The sequence below is a fragment of the Ruegeria sp. CF8 genome, assembly GCF_056537285.1.
Genome location: NZ_JBQFRG010000010.1, coordinates 1 through 16,756 on the forward strand (window position 1 = coordinate 1; position 16,756 = coordinate 16,756).

Sequence of the window (16,756 nt, forward strand, 5' to 3'; positions counted from 1 at the left end):
CAACCAGGTCGGAAAATCCACAGCAGCCCGTTCAGACTACAATTGATCCCCCGGATCAATTGCTTAACGTCTTCACCTCGTCAGGCTCATAGACACTAATATCGGTGGACCGTCGCACACAGCACAAGCCGTAAATGTTGAGTAGAATGCGGTCTGACCCCTAATCTGGCTGGCTTTAGCGACCACGGTCCCCTCGAAGATTTCATCTAAGGGGTTCTCAATTTCCGATAGCAGACCTTGATTTAACTTTTTCCAACGTTTGCTCTGCAGGTAACTCAGCCTAAATCGCAGTGCGAAATTGACACGCAAAAAAGCACTGTTTTATGCGATACGTGTCAAGGATTGGTAGGGGCGATTACATACAGAGCTTTCAATGCTTCGCTGGGCTCTATCCCCGGCAAGGCAATACGGAAAATCTCCTCCATTGTACCTTGAGCATACATCTCTGACAAAATACGATCTACAAGCAATCGAAAATCATAATCTCCTTTCGGTATCGCTAATCCTTGCTTTTCTATTGTCAATATTTCTTGGGATAGCTTGAATTTGCCTTTTAGTCCGGCAGCAATGTAATTGACTAATAAAATCGACTGATCTGCAAAATACGCATCGATTTCGCCGTCTCGCAGCGCCTTGATGCCGTCTGGGTGTGAGGCGAACCGTACCATATTTGCATCGATACTTGCCGCCTCAAAAGAATTAAGAACGGATGCCTCTGTTGTTGTGTTGCTTCTCATGCCAACCCTCTTACCCGCTAACGCACTCATGGTGCCCTCGGCCTCGATTGGCAGTAATATGGACGTGCCGTCGACATAAATTGGAATCGAGAAATCAACAACTTCGCGACGGGAAAGTGTTATGGTCGCAGCCCCACAAAGCACATCGACCTCTCCTGAGGCAATTTTGTCGAAACGATCCTTGGCGTCGACCGGAATGAACTGGACGTTTAATTCCTTTAATTCAAGTTTCTTCGCAAGCCTCTGCGCGACCTGATCGCAGATTAACGGTGACAAGCCAAACGGCCGACCTTGGTCGTTGAGGTAAGATAGTGGCGCAGCGTCTGTTCGAAAACCAAATCGGATTTCGTTGTTTTTTGTTATCCTTTCGATTGTCTGAGCAACCGCTCCGGTTGAGAAAAGAGCTGTTGCGATAAGTACAGATAACAAACGCATGGGTTTTCCTTCTTTGTCCGGTTTCCATTCCATTGGAGGTACAAATTATCCTATGTCGAGATCAAAACACATTGAGACGCAAAGTAGGCTGATAGCTGATAGCAAGAGTCGCTTGGCGAGGAAAGAAAACCACATCCTTGCACCATGGGTAGCTAACTCAGTTAGATTAATGCAAAGCCTATTAGGCCGGGCTTATGTGCAAATGTCTAGTGCGGGTTAACTCATTTGGATGCCGCGGTATCAAACCAACACCGAACTGACTATTTTAATGACGCAAACGTTGAAACAGTCCGCTTTGGGCTGGGAGCGGCCCTTCGTTCCGATCTGACGAACGGCTGTTATTTGGACCAAGCCTTTACCACAACATCCATCAATAAAAGCCATTAGTAAAAGACATCAGGTCCGGTTGTAGATTATCCTTTGGAAAGCTACTTCTATCAGGCTTAAGGAAAACGAAAAAAATGGCAAACAAGCTAGCCACAATGTGGTTCGACGGCCCTTTGAGGTTAGTTGACCGGGTGTGTATATCGTCAATGCTCGCCACAGATATGCCTGTCACCTTATACACCTATGGGGACATTCCGAATGCACCGCCTGGCGTCGAAATCAGGGACGGCAACGAAGTACTTGATAGGGCGTTAGTCAAGCGGCTGGTGCCTGTGGCTAAAAAAGATCAAGCTACCTGGCTGCCAACTGTTCAATTCAGTGATTTTTTCAGGGTCTTTCTGCAACGGGCTGGCGGAGGTTTGTGGCTTGATAGTGATGTGTTGATGTTTCGGCCCTTTGAATATCCTTCAGATGACGTCTATTTCGTGCGAGAGGAATCCGGCGGAATCGGCGCATCTGTTTTCTACCTTCCCCCTGGAAACCCGATTATTGGAGAATATGAGCGTCTACTTGAACAGGATTGTCTGGTACCAGACTGGCTCGAATTTAAACGCCGCATTTTGCGTCCAATGTGGTATCGCCTGACCGGAACGTCCTATTCCGCTTCGGACCTTGGGATTACGATCTACGGCAACGAGGCCTTCCGGCAGCTTGCGAAAAGACACGACCTTTATGGTCGTGCACAACCACCAGCGACCTTCTATCATTGGTCTGATGCGAAGAATTTTGACGTTTTTCGCGACGTTCCCTGGCAATTCTTTTACGATGATCCTTGCCACATCGGTTTGCATATCCATAAAAAGTCGAATGAACATATCGAGGGTTCAGAGCCAGGCAGCCTTTGGCACAAAGCTCTTAAAGACTTCTCGTGAAATGATCGGCAATTTTCCCAGCTTCGCCACAAGAGGAACACTTCAAATTTACATCCTTCCGGCGATGTTTGCGGCGGACTTGTTGCGAAGAATAACAGTTTTTGGGCTCGGAGTGGACATCTGACGACCTTCAAGTTCTCGATGAACAAGGTGTTCCAGGAGCGTCTTTGTTCGGGTACTGCATGGGAAATCCTTGGACGTTGTGATGCGTTCCAGTTGTTTGAGAATATCCGCCTTATCGACATTTTCCGCCACGACTATTCCCCTGCACTTTCACGAAGCAAAGTGTGTTACCAACAACTACTGTATAGCAACATGTAATTTCCTACCGTCAATCTCTTCTCAATCCCATCTTTGAGCCAAAGAAGATGTGTAAGTTGGATTGAAGGAGGCCACTGATGACACACCGATGGATGATTACGGTAATTGTCACGCTTGCGGTGTTCGTGACGTTTGTTTCAAAAGTTCACAACGCTGACTTAGAGCAAGAAACTCTGCATCAGTCGATTAGCGGGGCTTCGGCAATTCTTGGAGGGGTGTAAATACCGGTTTACAGGCTTTGACACAGGGACTCCACGCTCATCCTATTGCCTAGAAAAGGAGTTTCGTTGACGTTCGGCAAAGGCCAAATCCTGCTCCCGAAACCAGGTCGGAAACCTTCAAAGCAGCCCGTTCAGACTACAATTGATCCCCCGGATCAATTGCTTAACGTCTTCACCTCGTCAGGCTCATAACCTGAAGGTCAGACGTTCAAATCATACTCCCGAAACCAGGTCGAATAATACCAAAACAGCCACTTCAGACTAAAAGCGATCCACAAAAACAATCGCTCGACCAACGTGTAATGCGCTAGACAAAAAAGTCCCAAACATAATCCCAAAAAGCAACGTTCGAGAATCTCAAACTGACCGCCACCACACAATAATCGAAATTTTCCAAACCTCACCGCATTCACACGTAAACAACTTCAAACAAGCAAACGAATTGCCCTTCCATAATGAGAAAGACAAAGGGCAAGGGGGGGCTCCAAAACTATGTTAGAAATTTGAAGCTCAAAATGTGGACAATGGTAGCTTTTCCGTCAAATTGGTTCTCAAGGGACGCCGACTGACTTCCAAATCGCTTTACGTCCGAAGTTTCAATTAACAGCACCTAGGATCGCTGTTAGGGAGTTCCTCAAGAAGGTAATGCGACATCCCTACTGGCAAGTTAAAGTTGAGCACAGGAGGGCCAACCAAAATGCCTTCTGCAATCGATTTCGTTTTTTTGTCCAGTTCTGTCTGGCTTAGATTTACGCCAACCATCTAGTCTCTTGTGTCCTTTTTCAGGTATTTTTTGATCCGTCGTTATGTAACCCCCGAGATTATTGGCCTTATGCTAATTGCTCTTGCTGCTGTCACCTTGCGGTTGTGGGGGATTGAAGAGCGTACTTTTTCTCACCCCGAAAACTTTGTTTCAGGGATCAAAATGCCAGAATGGGTCAACCAGGCGGCGAACCGGACGGATTGGGATACATTGTACAAGGGCACACTCGCAGACGGCCACCCACCCGGGTACTTTCTGTTCATGTTCGGCTGGACCAAAACCTTCGGAACCAGCCTTCTGGCATTGCGGCTCCCATCTGCAATCTTTGGCGTTTTAACCGTCGTGTTTGTCTATCTGATCGCCAAAAGGGAGGCGGATCAGAGATCTGCATTTTTCGCGTCGTTGTTTCTGGCGCTCAGTGGTTTTCACATCTACTGGAGTCAAATGACGCGTATGTATGTCATGGCCGCACTGCTATGTGTGATTGCCACATGGTTGCTTTACCGCGTCATCGACAAACATCGGCGGACTGATCTACTTGCTTATGCCGCGGTTACAGTGGCAGCCTTGTGGACCTACATATATTGCTGGCCACTTTTACTGACTCACATGATCTGGACGAGCTTTCAGATAGTCCGCAGTAGAATTTCAAGCACAGTGTTTTTCACGCAATGCATATGCGTAATTGTGTCTCTTCCTGTCTTGTCGTTAGCGATCTTTCAGAACCCACCCAGCCGTTGGCTGGAGCCTCAATGGTCTTACCTGGAATCCGGCCACCTGATTTTCCCTACACAGGACTTTTTCTGGGGTACTCCACCGGAGTTGTTTTTTCAGCCCTGGATCCTTGCGCCTCTGACCGTCACGCTCGTTTTTTTAGGACAATTTTTGCCTTCAAAAGCGGGCGACGTCCAAGGGATTAAAACTGAAAACCGCAGTATATTTTGGCCAAAAACGATTTGTGCGTTGGGTGCGGGGGCAGTTGCTTCTGGCTTGATGTTCATATTTGCCTCTTCTGTCAGTGAAGAGAGTGGTCCGACAACCCGAGTGTTGCTGTATGCCGTTTCAATATTGCCCCTGATCGGCGCGGTCATGTCACTGGTCATTTTGTTTTTTCTGAATCTTCTGAGTGCCTGGTCGCCGGGCTGGGTGATGACGATTGCAGGGATGTCCAACATTCGATTGTCCGTCTGGCTGGCTTTCCTGCCTATGGCGCTCCTTTTGTTGGTTTCTATTGCTTGACCAGTTCTGACTGCACGTGGATCTTTGGTTTTTATTCCCTTTCTCATACTGGCGATGGCTTATGGTTTGTCGTGGCTTATTCATCGGCACCGCTTTTGGTGGGCTGCAGCCGCCGCCTTAGTCGTCATGCATGTAGACTCCGTCCGTTACGCCAGCCACGCACAAAGCAGTCCTCGGGACTATGCCGGTCTTGCGGAGGTTCTGAGACCAAATCTTCAAAAGGATGATGTTGTCTTTATTAGAAATACTCACGCCGATCCGCCACTGTTGTATTACTTCCCAGAAAGTGAATGGGGCCATTTCGTTCCTGCGGAATGGGAAAACTACATGGAAACGAACCCGGATACCGAACGGGTTTGGGTTGTTGAATGGGATTATGACATTGGCTCGACAGACATTCTGCGCCTTCCCCTTACAGAATTCGCAAAGTCAGGTTCAGTGCAAAGCTTTGGAGCTGTTGCTGACTTGTACGTCAACGAAAGCTTGCGGAAAATGGCCCGCGAAAAACGATCGAACGCTCGTCAATGACCTGACCTGCTCTGGGTTTTCAAAGATCCCGTCGTTGACAAGATAGGCGGCACGTCCAACGGATTTCCAGATTGGAAGAAAAAGGTGCCGATTTATTGGTTTCGGTATTTCAGTCAAAACTTAAACAAAGTTTTGGTCCGGTCGGCGGAAGTATCGGAGCTAAACCCCAAATAAACACACACATATTCACAAATTAATTTGGTTTTTGCAGACTCAAGCGTAGTGCCCGTGCTAGAGGTGTATTTGAAGTAGGGGGACTTCAGAGGGGCGACATGTCTCAGGACCTGAGCAAGTGGCTAAGCGCAATTGGATTGTCTGACTACGCGCAAGCCTTTCTAGACAACAAGATCGATTTTTCTATTCTGCCAGATTTGACGGCAGAAGATCTTATTGAAATCGGAGTCACTGCTGTTGGTGATCGTCGAAGGTTATTGCGTGCGATTGAAACTCTCGACGTGACCGAAGTAGCCACAATGCAAGACACTACGGCGTCGATAGAACCTGCGCGACGGCAGGTCACCGTGATGTTTGTTGACCTGACTGGGTTTACAAAGATGTCCAGTGACTTGGACGCCGAAGATCTGCACGCCTTGCTTAACCAGTTCTTTGGCAAAGTGGACAATGTTGTTGAGAAATTTGGGGGGCGCATAGACAAGCATATTGGCGATGCGGTCATGGCGGTTTTCGGCGCACCTATCTCACATACAAATGACACAGAACGGGCAGCCAGAGCAGCGGCCGAGATACATGCAGTATTGCCGACACTGACGCCACCACTGTCCTGTCATATCGGTATTGCTTCGGGGCAGGTCATTGCCAGCACAACCGGCAGCCAAGCGCACACGGAATACACCGTTACCGGCGATGGGGTCAATTTAGCCTCGCGCTTGACCGACATCTCAAAAGGTGAAGAAACGCTTGTTTCTCATGACATCCAACGCGCATTGGGTCCGCTGTTTGTGGGCGAATCCATCGGTGTTCAGGCTATCAAGGGACTGACTGAACCCGTCGAAGTCTGGCGTCTGGACCGTTTGGCCCGCAACATTCGGACAAGACGCCATAAGTTCATAGGGCGCGACCGTGAGATTTCATTGTTTTCGGCAACATTTGACCGGTGCAAACGACACGGTGAAGGCGAAGTCCACGTGGTTCTGGGCGAACCGGGGATCGGTAAGACTCATTTGTCTGAACAGGTTGCCGAGCTGGCCAAAAGCCTGTCCTATTCGATCCACAATGGCGTTGTTATGGATTTTGGGGCCCGTGAGGGGCACTCGGCCATTCAGTCCGTTGCCCGTAGTGTTCTGGGACTTGACCCGTCGGATGGGCCAGAAACTGGCGCCACCGTGGCCAAGGAAGCGGTCGCCAAAGGCTGGGTCAGCCCATCCAATGCAGCGCATCTCAACGCTTTGCTTGAGCTTGAGCAAGATCCGGGTTTGGCGGAGGTTTATGCCGTCATGGACAACAAGACCCGGTTGCGTGGGCGTAGGCAGGTCATTGATGAGTTGCTGATGGCGCGCAGTCAGGACGCGCCCTTGCTGATCCAGATCGAAGATATCCATTGGGCGTCACCCGACATTCTCGCGGCCTGCGCACATATCGCAGCAGCAACGCGGCAAATCCCTTGTGTCTTGATGATGACCAGTCGGGTCGAAGGGGACCCGATTGATCGAGATTGGCAAATGGCCACAGACGGCGCGCTTGTGTCCAAGTTGGAATTGGCTCCGATGGGGGAAGACCAGGCGCGGCAACTGGTTGAGGAATTTACAGCCATTGATCCCGAGCTTTTGGACACATGCGTCAAACGCGCAGGCGGAAACCCTTTGTTCCTGGAACAGTTGTTGCGCAACATCGATGTACTCAAGCAGGAAACTGTGCCCGGAAGCATTCAGGGGATCGTTCAGTCACGTTTGGATGCGTTGGACCGTACAAGTCGCAGCGCAATTCAGGCGGCGTCAGTGCTGGGGCAGAGATTCTCGCCCGAGGTTCTGAATTACATACTCGGCGAAGGGCATCTGGATACCACCAATCTGATCCGCTCGGCCCTGATACGAGAGGCCGGGGCAGATCTTATGTTTGCACACGCGCTGATCCGTGATGGGTCTTATGCCACGTTGGTTAAATCGGAACGCGCGCGCTTGCATCGACAGGCGGCCAAATGGTTCGAAGATCGTGATGCGACCCTGCGCGCACAACATCTGGACAGGGCGGGGGCCAACAATGCGGCGCAAGCCTATCTGGATGCGGCCGATAAGCTGATCAATGCGTTCCGGTTCGACGACGCAAGCCCTTTGATCGAACGTGCTTTGGAACTGCCGTCGCCCGCAGGCGTCCGGTTTGATCTGCTGTGTGCACGGGGTGAGACGCATCGTTTGCAGGGCCTGTCCAACGAAGCCTTGCAGGAGTTCCGAGACGCGGCAAACTTGGCAGAAACGGATGAGCAAATCAGCCGGGCGCATATCGGGTTGGCACAGGCTGCGCGACAGGCCAGCCTGTATCAGGACGCGCTTGAGGCGCTGGATACGGCAGAGGCTGCGGCTGAGCGTGCGGGTTCTGAACGGGACGTGGCCCAGATCAACTATGTGCGCGGCAATGTGTATTTCCCCTTGGGCCGTGACAAGGAAGCGCTGAGTGCGAATGAGCGGGCGCTCACCTTGGCCCGCAAACTGGATTCCGTTCGCCTTGAAGTGGGGGCGCTCAGCGGATTTGGTGATGCCAACTTCATGAAGGCCACCATGAAGACGGCGACTGGTTTTTACACGCAAGCCGTTGACCGGGCGCGTGAAAAGGGGCTGGTTCGGGATTTGGCGGCCAATCTGCACAACCTGAGCGTCGCGCGCAGCTACACAGGAGATGTGAAACAAGGGCGCGCCGACGCAAATGAAGCCATTGAAGTATCCCAGAAGTATTTTGCTTTCGTGCCTGAATGTGTGGCTCAGACCTGCCTGGGTGTGGCTGAGACCTTTTTGGGTGATCTCGACCGCGCGCTTGAGGCTTTTCGGGTTTCGGCCGAGATCGCAGAACGCGTTGGGGCAAAGCGGCTTGAGGCACAGGCGCTGGAACATCTGGCACGCACGCAGGTTTACGCCGGACAAATGGATCAGGCTTTGGAAGCGGGCCGCCGCGCGGTTGAGATCGCCTTGGAGCATGGGCGGAACTTTGTAGGGCCCAAGGCATTATCGGCGTTGGCGATGGCAGAAACTGACCCGGATGAACAAATGCGCCTGTTGAAATTGGGGACCGAAATCATTGCAGAAGGGTGTGTCGGTCATAGCCATCTGCACTTTTACCCCGATGCCAGCGCAGTCATGCTGGCGCGAGGTGATTGGCAAGCGGCAAATGACTATGCGGATGGGCTGGCGGCCTTTACGGCCGGGGAACCATTGCCAATGGTCGATTTGTCCATCCGCCAGACGCGTTTTCTGTCGGAATGCGGACAAAAAGGCATCGCGCCAAGCGAACATGAGCGTTTTGCTAACCTGCAAGCCGAATTTGCCGAGATGGGCATCACTCAATCCCTGCTGGGGCCAGCTGATTTTCTGACGGAACAGGCAGGAGGCTGAATGAGCGTCGAGAAGAAGGTTTGGCTTATCTCTGGCCTGCTGACCCTTGGGCTGGCGGGTCTTTTGCTGAAACTCTGGATCGAGTTGAACCATTTCGAAGGTGATCCGACGCAGTTGCCAGATCAGGCCGCAGTAGACTCATATCTGGGTAAGCTGGATGTAGAGCCTGACTACTATGTACGGACAGGGATTTTCATAAAGTCATTCAGTTTTCTGGGGGCCAGCGATGTTCAGGTCACGGGTTATATCTGGCAGCACTATGAGTCGGGCGTGCATGACCAGATCCTCCCGACTGAGGATGAGGTCGGGTTTCTTCTGCCCGAAGCGGTAGATAGTGCAAACGGCCTGATCGCCGAGGCGTACCGACTGCCGCAACCTGACGGCGTATTGGTGGGTTGGTACTTCGAACAAACCCTGCGCCAGAGCTTTGATTACACCAGTTACCCTTTTGATCACAAAACGGTCTGGGTGCGGTTCTGGCCGTCTTCATTTGAGGACGCCGTCGCGTTGGTTCCTGATTTCGCGGCGTATCCGGCAACCGGACCGGATGATATTTTTGGGATCGACAATCAGATCGTGATGGGAACGTGGGAGCGGGAAAACACCTATTTCGACTATAAACTGTCAAATCTGGATACAACGCTGGGCATCGGTCAGAACGCTTATCAAACCAACGCGCCCGAGTTGCACTATAACTTCGTCATCAAACGCAATTTTGCCAATGCGTTTATCGTTCACATGGTTCCTTTGATCGTTGTGACGATGTTGCTGTTCGGAGCGGTCATGACAGTCACCCGTCGCGAGGGTCTGGCCGAGCGGCATGATTTCAGCACGTCCAGTGTAATCGGTACCTGTTCGGTTCTGTTCTTTGTGATCCTGTTGGCACATGTGCAGCTGCGCGAAGGCTTTGCGGGTTCGCCTGTGATCTACATGGAGTCGTTCTTTTTCCTGATGTACTTCTTGCTTCTGGCGGTATCGGTCAATACGTACCTCTTCGCCTCCGAGGCGGTGCCGTCGCTGCGGATTATCCACTACCGGGACAATCTTATTCCCAAGGCCAGTTTCTGGCCGTTTGTGCTGCTGTGCATGGTGGCGATCACGGCTTACAACCTCAGCCTGAAGGAAAGCCCTGAACCGCCGCCAATCAGCACGCAAGACGGTTAAGCTACAGGTTCAAACCCCGGTTTGGGCTCGCCCTGCGCCATGTCCAATGTGTAATCGCTGACCATCTCTGACGTGCCGTCGCGCAAGTTCTTCAGGTATTTCTCTGGCTCCGCGATCACATAGGCGTATGCAGGTTTCATTACGCCGTTCACGACCACGTTGATCTTCTTGCGGACATACACATTTTCGGTCGAGTTGGGGCCGTGATACCCTTCCAGCTTGTCCAGCTCGTGCAAACCGGATTCCGTTACACGATAGACCTCACCACTGACCTGTTTGCCCATGCCCTGCTGATCCACAAGCGTCGCCATTCGGTGCAGATACCCGCAGTTCGGATTGTCACAGAATGGCTCTTTCGGGACAATCAGCGGCATCGGTTGCCGGGTGCGGGCCGGACCCACGAAGTCGTTTAGAACTTTGCTGTGCGCTTCGTGGTTCGGGAATCCCTGTTTCAGTGAACCATAGGTGAAATACAGATATGTCGGCTCTTGCACGGCCACGAAGCTTTCATCGCGGCCTTCTTCAGGGTCAGCAACCTTCACGTTGTGATCGCGCGCCCAGTTGTCCAGCATGGTCCGGATTTCGGGTTCGATCGTCATGCTCTGCACAAAATCGATGCACGAGGTCGCGTCCATGTTTTCGGCCCCCAGCAGGATTTCAACCATCCTGGGCGCTTTGTTCATTACTGCCACATGCAGCGCAGTGAACCCGTGATCGTTGACGATGTTGACGTCGATATCGCGTTTGATCAGGTCCTGAGCGGCCTCATAGTCCGGTTTGCCCAGATCATGACCGCTTTCGTTCAGTTCACCTTCGCCACCGGCTGCGTAATGCAACAAGGAATCGCCATGCGCCTCGTCCACGATATTGACCCCGACGATGCCTTCGTCGATGGCGCGGAACACGCGTCTCCATTCGTTGATGTCATCGGCGGCGGCGGCCTCGCGCGCCCATTTGCAGACACGGTATTTCTGATCGTCCAACTCCTCGAAGGCGTCTGCCAAAGCTTCCATGATCTGATCCGGCGTGGCCATCATGCCGATACCCATCCGGCCATTTGACAAGCGCCCTTCGCGCGGACCGATGAAATCGACGCCCAGCGTCTTCAGCTTGTCGACGTTGTTCTGCGTGGTGATGTTGTTCCACATATTCGTGTTGCAGGCCGGGCAAAGGATCACCGGTTTCTTCTGGTATTGCCACGCCACAAAGACCGAGGTCAGAAGGTTGTCAGCAATACCGTTGGCCACCTTGCCCATCGTGTTGCAGGTGATGGGGGCCACAATGACGCAATCGGCCCAGTCGCACAGCGCCAGATGCGAGGCCCTCACCGGCATGTCAAACTTCATATAGCGGAAATTCCACTCATCATCGTCCCGGTAATAATCGTGATGGGTGATCTTGGCGTCGATCCTCTCGGCCCCGAAATCGCGAAAGAACTTTTCGGCCGAGACCGAGGGGATCAGTTTCACGTTGTGCCCGGCATCGACGATGCGTTCGACAAGTTCAGGGATCTTATCTGCCGCAGACGAGCCGCAGGCACACAACAATACGTTGCGCTTGCCGGCGTTGACTTGATTCATCACCCCTTTGGGATAGCCGAACGGGTTTTTTTCAAGGCTTGGTGTTTCATTCAGATCAGAAACAGGCAGCCCTTCCTTGCGCATCCTGGCCTGCAATTCACCGGCCCGGATCATGTCCACGATGTCTTCCAGCTCTTCGCTTTTGCTGATGCACTCTCCTTGGAAAAACAAGTAAGGCACGTCTGGTCGCTCACCAAGCGTTACCAGTTGTCGCCGCATCCGGATCATATTGGGATCGCGCCCGCCTACGTCGATCTGCTTGACGGTTGTCGCGCCGATATTCGACAGAATGCTGCGCAGCATATAGGACCAGGGGTCTTCATCTTCATAAAACAGAACCATCGTGTTGTGCTTGAGGATACTGACAACATCGCTTGGGTCCTCGGGCGGGTCGATTTCTTCGATCATCACCAATGCGGGGTCTTCCAGATCGCGTAGTCCACGAAAAATATTGCCGCGTGGCGCTTGCCAGACCTGAGAGGTCGCGGGGCTCATGTCGACAATGGTGACAACATCGGTGGCTTCGTCATAGGCAATGCAAAGACACCAGAACTCTTCCAGCAGGGCAGTTTCCCGATAGACGTTTTCCGGCGAACGGATCGCTTCGATCCCGGTGACGCGGTTGAAATCGATATTGATCATCAGGTGACGATCTTTGTTGGTATTCAGGCTTTTCAACTGTTCCTTGAACCAATCCTGCGGTGTTTGAATCGATGTGTCCTTGCGTGTTGCAAAGCTTTGGAACGTACTGCCCAGATGCACGTTTTCAGACTGGCTAAGGTATTTTTCCGCCATTTCGTGCATGTCTTTTGCAGTGGCGACCCGGCTAACAGCTTCCGTGAATGATGCCTCGGTCGCCCGCAGCAACTCATCCTCGTCCACGCGGTTGTCACCGTGAATGGCCAGGCTTTCCGCAAGCACACCCAGCGAGTTCATGTTGGGCGTCGCCCGGCGGAACAGGTTGCGGCGCTTTTTGGGATCTTTCGCCAGATAGCGCGTGCTGTCGACGTAATTGCATCGCTGTTTGAACGTTTTCAAATGGGTTTTGACCGCAGCACGCGCCGAGAAGCGCAGAATGCCCCGCGACCGCATCGAGGTTCCGTCGCGGTCCGACATGGCCTTCCACAGCCGTTCGATCGTTGTCACCCAAAGCTTTCCGTATTTTTCAGGATGCACGTCCATCATATGCACCAGACCGGTGCTTGGGTTGCACTTGGCGATGACGGCGAAATGGCCGCCTGGCATGTTTTCTTTGCCATGGGCGACGCCGACCTGAAAATTCGCCACCAGAATATCGTTGTCACCCCCCAACCGATTGGATTCGTCGATTGCCTCAAGCAGCAGGGGAACGCTGGTTGTGTCTTCATCCATGAAATAGGCCTGAACCTGAACCCGGTCTTGAAGTCCTTGCGAATGAATGTAGGTGCAGGCAACGTCAAACAGTTCCCCCAGCGAGATTCCGTCATTCACCACAAAGGACGACGGTAACGCGCATTCGCGGAAGATGTCATTCACCTCGCAACTGAACCCAAGCGCCGACATGCTGAGCGCCGCCGCTGTCACGCTGCAACAGTTGATTGGCTGTTGGAAATTCTGCAATTGGACGCTCACCAGATCGCCGAACATGGTGGCTAAACAGGGTTTGCGTACCTCTTCCGGTATCTTCCGCCAGTTGTCGCTCGACAAATAGGCCAAACGTGTGCCGTCTAATGCAAGTGCTTCGAGGCTGACAGGTATGTCCGAGATCTGAAGGTGTTCTTCGTAGAAATAATCGCCCACATCTGCGCTGGCCAGAGGGTGCCCATTCTGACGCAACTGAACGACACCGCGCAGCACAACATACATGCCCTTTGCGGGCAGGACCGTGTTTCCGGTCACTTCGATACACTCGAAATGTGGATTGATGACAGCAGGGTTCGCCACTTCGGCCTCGCCCGGCAGGACTTTGTAAATCAGGGTCCAGTCTGCGTCGCTTGGAATGTATGATCTGGCATTGGCAATTTGATCTGTGGTCACAACTATGTCCCCCCGGAGTTGCGTTTCAAATTTCAAATTTGGACCAGCAGAATGTCTGTGTGTTTCCCGGACGGGCATTGCTCTTTGTGCAACAAAGATCGTCCAGTACGGTGTCTTTTCACTGGTCGAGACTGATCTGTCGGTCAAAAAAGTATAAACAAATCGGCCTAATTGGACGAACAGTATCCGATTTTTAGACAAAAATCACGAATGCAGTGAACTTGATCGCCGGGTTGCGGATCCATGGGGCAAAAGCAGGTTGAGGCGGCGCTTGCCGCACTCCACCTCAAGGCCCGTCGTCATCCAGAGAGCGGGCCGGTGTTTCGTCTAATCGAGGAACAGATAGTCCAGCCGCATAACGGCGCTGGCTTTTTCCTGACTCACACCAAGAAACCCGGCGATGACGGTTTCATTTTCGCTGCGCGGGGCCGTTTCACGCAGGCGCAGATAATTCTCAAGCCCGGCCGCCCGGATTTGTTGTGATTCATAGTTCAGATCATTGCGCAGCGTTGGCACCAGTTGTGCCACGTTTTCTGCAGGGCTGTTTTCTCCGGCCAGCCCAACGCGGCGCGCATGGCCGATCAGGTAGTCGTCCGAATACTCGCATTCGATCTCGAGCACATGGGTTTTGGCCTGATCGCCGCAGAAATCCTCAAGCACGTCAAGATTGGCGGGGTCGAGGCACAGAACCAGTTGATCCGACCCGAAACTGTCAAACAACATTCTCACCACGGCCCGTCTGTGTCGCGAGCGTTTGGCGAGGCTCGTTTCGACTCCGCCCAGATCGGGCATCCGTGTCTCTTCTTCGTTGAACAGGTACTCTACACAGGGGATATCAGTTTCGGATGCGATCTGATCAACCAATCGCTTGGCGACGTGCCATTTCTTGCAGACGATGACGAAAAGCTCGCGCTCGGGGCCCAACGCGTGACCGGCTTCCCAGAAACGTTGCCCAAATCGGCGGCCAATACGCCCGCGTCCGGTCAGAAATGCAAAGAGGTTGCGCCCTTCATTCGAAACCGGAAACTCAATACCTTCACTGGCGTAAAGTGACCCCAAGCGATCCTTAAGCTCGTGTGCTTCGGGGCTGATCTTGCGGGCAAACAGGTAATCCTGACCCAAAAGCATGTCATAGTGATCGTTGTAGAAAGTGACCGGCATTCCATAGTCGGAAAACATCAGGAAGGTTGGTGTGCGGTTTTCGATCTCACCCTTCGGTATCAGATGGCGGACCAGTGTTTGAAAGAAGGTCTCGTCGGGGATCCAGGTGGTTGAGAAAAACCGGATCACGTCTCGTCGCTGGCGCAAAAAATCCAGGATCATTTCAACGGTTCGGCGGCGCAGGCACCACCATTGGCTGCCGATCATAATCTGCAAGTCTTCGGGAATACCCCGGGTCAGACCAAAACGTTTCTGCATCTCGTAGGCGGAGTAAAACAGTTTGGGCTGCGTGCGTTCATTGAAATGATGGCGATAGATCAGACGGTCTTCTTTCATACCGGTCTTGATCCAGTTGCTTTCAAAGAAATCGTGGCTTTCGATGAAATCCTTGTCGCGATCATCCAGAAAACGGTGGGTATATTCGGCAGTTTTGATGGCCATGCAATCGCCAGACAGCATGTAGAAATGCGTGGCGCGGGGGAATGCCTCGACCGCGGCCTTCAAGGTGTTCAGCGTGGCGTGCACCAGTGACCACTCTCCCCACCCGCATTTGATGCGCTTTGCAGCGAAGGTCACATTGGGGTTTTCGCGCAGCGCGCTGCGGATCTCGTCATACGCAGCAGTACTGGCACGCGCATCAAAGTGGATCGCCATGCAATCGCCTGCAGCGGTCAGCTGTTCGGCCTGCGCGATGATGGCCTCGGGGTCCTTATGGCACAGCAATATGTAGGCGATCTTTGCCATTGAGATCAGGTAATTTCCGTTTCTGCCCGGTTTCAACCGTGATACTGAGGATGCGCGATTGAATAAACAGAATAATTTTGGTTCTTTATTACCAAACGCTGGCGTATCGGATCGAGACCTGACCAGCGAAGGAGGCACAGCAGATGGGGTTTCCCGGTACCTGGATGACCGAGAGTGAAAGCATGGTGTACCGTGTGGTGCCCAAATGCGCGTGCTCGACCATTGGCCAGATCATGTATTATTCGGATCACGGTCAGTTTTTTGATGGCGACATCCACGATGCCAAGGATGGCATGCACAAATGGGCTTTTGACCAGAGTCAGGGCCTGATCACCAATAACGTGCGCAGCCACGCCTCATATTCATTTACCTGCGTGCGCAACCCCTATACCCGCATCCTCAGTTCGTTCTTCGACAAGATCTGCGGCATCCAACGCAACGGCAAACGGTACCGGGGCAATCTGGTGCCGACGCTGATCTACAACTACGGCATTGAAGTGGGTGGAGATGACGGTAAGGGTGAATTCGATCAAATCGCCAGCTTCCGCCGGTTCCTGCTGTTTGCCCGCGACACGATCCGCTGGCGGCGTCCGATGGATCCGGACATTCACTGGTCAGCCATGTCGGGTCATGTGTCGACCTTCATCGTGAATGGCGGGCGTTACGACAGGATTTTCTGGACCGAAGCGTTCAACGACGGGATGCAGGGTGTTCTGGATCATGTCGAATTGAAGCACCCTGTAACATTGTCCGAGATTCCGCGGTTCAACGAATCCGAAGGCCACGGCCCCAAACGCGCCCATCCGGTCGAGGATTACTTCGACGATCTGTCGATGCATCTGGTCTACGAAATCTACAAACAGGATTTTGAGCTGTTCAAATACGATTTCGAAAACCCGGCCAACAAGATGCCGATCGGCGAAATCGATCTGGATGAAATTCACGCCAAACTGGGTGATTGAGAAGCAATAGGTGCCCCCGGCAGAGATCTATCTGCCTAGAACATGATTGGCAGGTGAGTGTCTGCT

Annotated in this window: 10 protein-coding genes; 7 read left to right on the top strand and 3 right to left on the bottom strand. The window is 52.4% G+C overall.

Annotated elements, in window-relative coordinates; translation table 11 throughout:
• Positions 1–335: 335 nt before the first annotated feature.
• The gene (locus ACR0EV_RS19245; protein ID WP_480801587.1) at positions 336–1,205 is read right to left on the bottom strand and encodes an amino acid ABC transporter substrate-binding protein; all 870 of its coding nucleotides are present in this window, start codon (positions 1,203–1,205) and stop codon (positions 336–338) included.
• Positions 1,206–1,633: 428 nt separating this feature from the next.
• Between ACR0EV_RS19245 and ACR0EV_RS19250 the strand changes: the two genes are divergently transcribed.
• The 6 genes from ACR0EV_RS19250 (at position 1,634) to ACR0EV_RS19275 (ending at position 10,227) form a co-directional block, all read left to right on the top strand.
• The gene (locus tag ACR0EV_RS19250; RefSeq protein WP_480801588.1) at positions 1,634–2,431 is read left to right on the top strand and encodes a glycosyltransferase family 32 protein; all 798 of its coding nucleotides are present in this window, start codon (positions 1,634–1,636) and stop codon (positions 2,429–2,431) included.
• Between the two features lie 398 nt (positions 2,432–2,829).
• Complete coding sequence (locus ACR0EV_RS19255; protein ID WP_480801589.1) at positions 2,830–2,973, top strand: hypothetical protein; 144 nt, start codon at positions 2,830–2,832, stop codon at positions 2,971–2,973.
• A gap of 793 nt (positions 2,974–3,766) precedes the next feature.
• Entirely contained in the window at positions 3,767–4,975 is a 1,209-nt protein-coding gene (locus tag ACR0EV_RS19260; RefSeq protein ID WP_480801590.1) for a glycosyltransferase family 39 protein, read from the top strand.
• Positions 4,976–4,999: 24 nt separating this feature from the next.
• Positions 5,000–5,503: a hypothetical protein gene (locus ACR0EV_RS19265; RefSeq protein ID WP_480801591.1), complete on the top strand. Its 504-nt coding sequence runs from the start codon at positions 5,000–5,002 to the stop codon at positions 5,501–5,503.
• 272 nt (positions 5,504–5,775) lie between these two features.
• Positions 5,776–9,063 carry an ATP-binding protein gene (locus ACR0EV_RS19270; protein ID WP_480801592.1) on the top strand — a complete coding sequence of 1,096 codons (3,288 nt, stop codon included), beginning with the start codon at positions 5,776–5,778 and terminating at the stop codon, positions 9,061–9,063.
• Positions 9,064–10,227, top strand: coding sequence for a hypothetical protein (locus tag ACR0EV_RS19275; RefSeq protein WP_480801593.1), 1,164 nt, complete (start codon positions 9,064–9,066; stop codon positions 10,225–10,227).
• Here the strand turns inward: ACR0EV_RS19275 and ACR0EV_RS19280 are convergent.
• Both ACR0EV_RS19280 and ACR0EV_RS19285 read right to left on the bottom strand, forming a co-directional pair.
• On the bottom strand, positions 10,224–13,823 hold the full coding sequence (locus ACR0EV_RS19280) for a flavoprotein (protein ID WP_480801594.1): 3,600 nt from the start codon (positions 13,821–13,823) through the stop codon (positions 10,224–10,226). The genes ACR0EV_RS19275 and ACR0EV_RS19280 overlap by 4 nt on opposite strands.
• Positions 13,824–14,150: 327 nt before the next feature.
• Complete coding sequence (locus ACR0EV_RS19285; RefSeq protein WP_480801595.1) at positions 14,151–15,728, bottom strand: DUF5928 domain-containing protein; 1,578 nt, start codon at positions 15,726–15,728, stop codon at positions 14,151–14,153.
• A 143-nt stretch (positions 15,729–15,871) separates the two neighbouring features.
• Between ACR0EV_RS19285 and ACR0EV_RS19290 the strand changes: the two genes are divergently transcribed.
• Positions 15,872–16,690 (top strand): sulfotransferase family protein, encoded by an 819-nt coding sequence (locus ACR0EV_RS19290; RefSeq protein ID WP_480801596.1) that lies wholly within the window; start codon positions 15,872–15,874, stop codon positions 16,688–16,690.
• Positions 16,691–16,756: the final 66 nt, after the last annotated feature.

Bases quoted from the DNA above. Each gene is read 5' to 3' on its own strand.
- ACR0EV_RS19245 (WP_480801587.1), bottom strand. From the start codon at position 1,205: ATGGAATGGAAACCGGACAAAGAAGGAAAACCCATGCGTTTGTTATCT.
- ACR0EV_RS19250 (WP_480801588.1), top strand. From the start codon at position 1,634: ATGGCAAACAAGCTAGCCACAATGTGGTTCGACGGCCCTTTGAGGTTA.
- ACR0EV_RS19255 (WP_480801589.1), top strand. From the start codon at position 2,830: ATGACACACCGATGGATGATTACGGTAATTGTCACGCTTGCGGTGTTC.
- ACR0EV_RS19270 (WP_480801592.1), top strand. From the start codon at position 5,776: ATGTCTCAGGACCTGAGCAAGTGGCTAAGCGCAATTGGATTGTCTGAC.
- ACR0EV_RS19275 (WP_480801593.1), top strand. From the start codon at position 9,064: ATGAGCGTCGAGAAGAAGGTTTGGCTTATCTCTGGCCTGCTGACCCTT.
- ACR0EV_RS19285 (WP_480801595.1), bottom strand. From the start codon at position 15,728: ATGGCAAAGATCGCCTACATATTGCTGTGCCATAAGGACCCCGAGGCC.
- ACR0EV_RS19290 (WP_480801596.1), top strand. From the start codon at position 15,872: ATGGGGTTTCCCGGTACCTGGATGACCGAGAGTGAAAGCATGGTGTAC.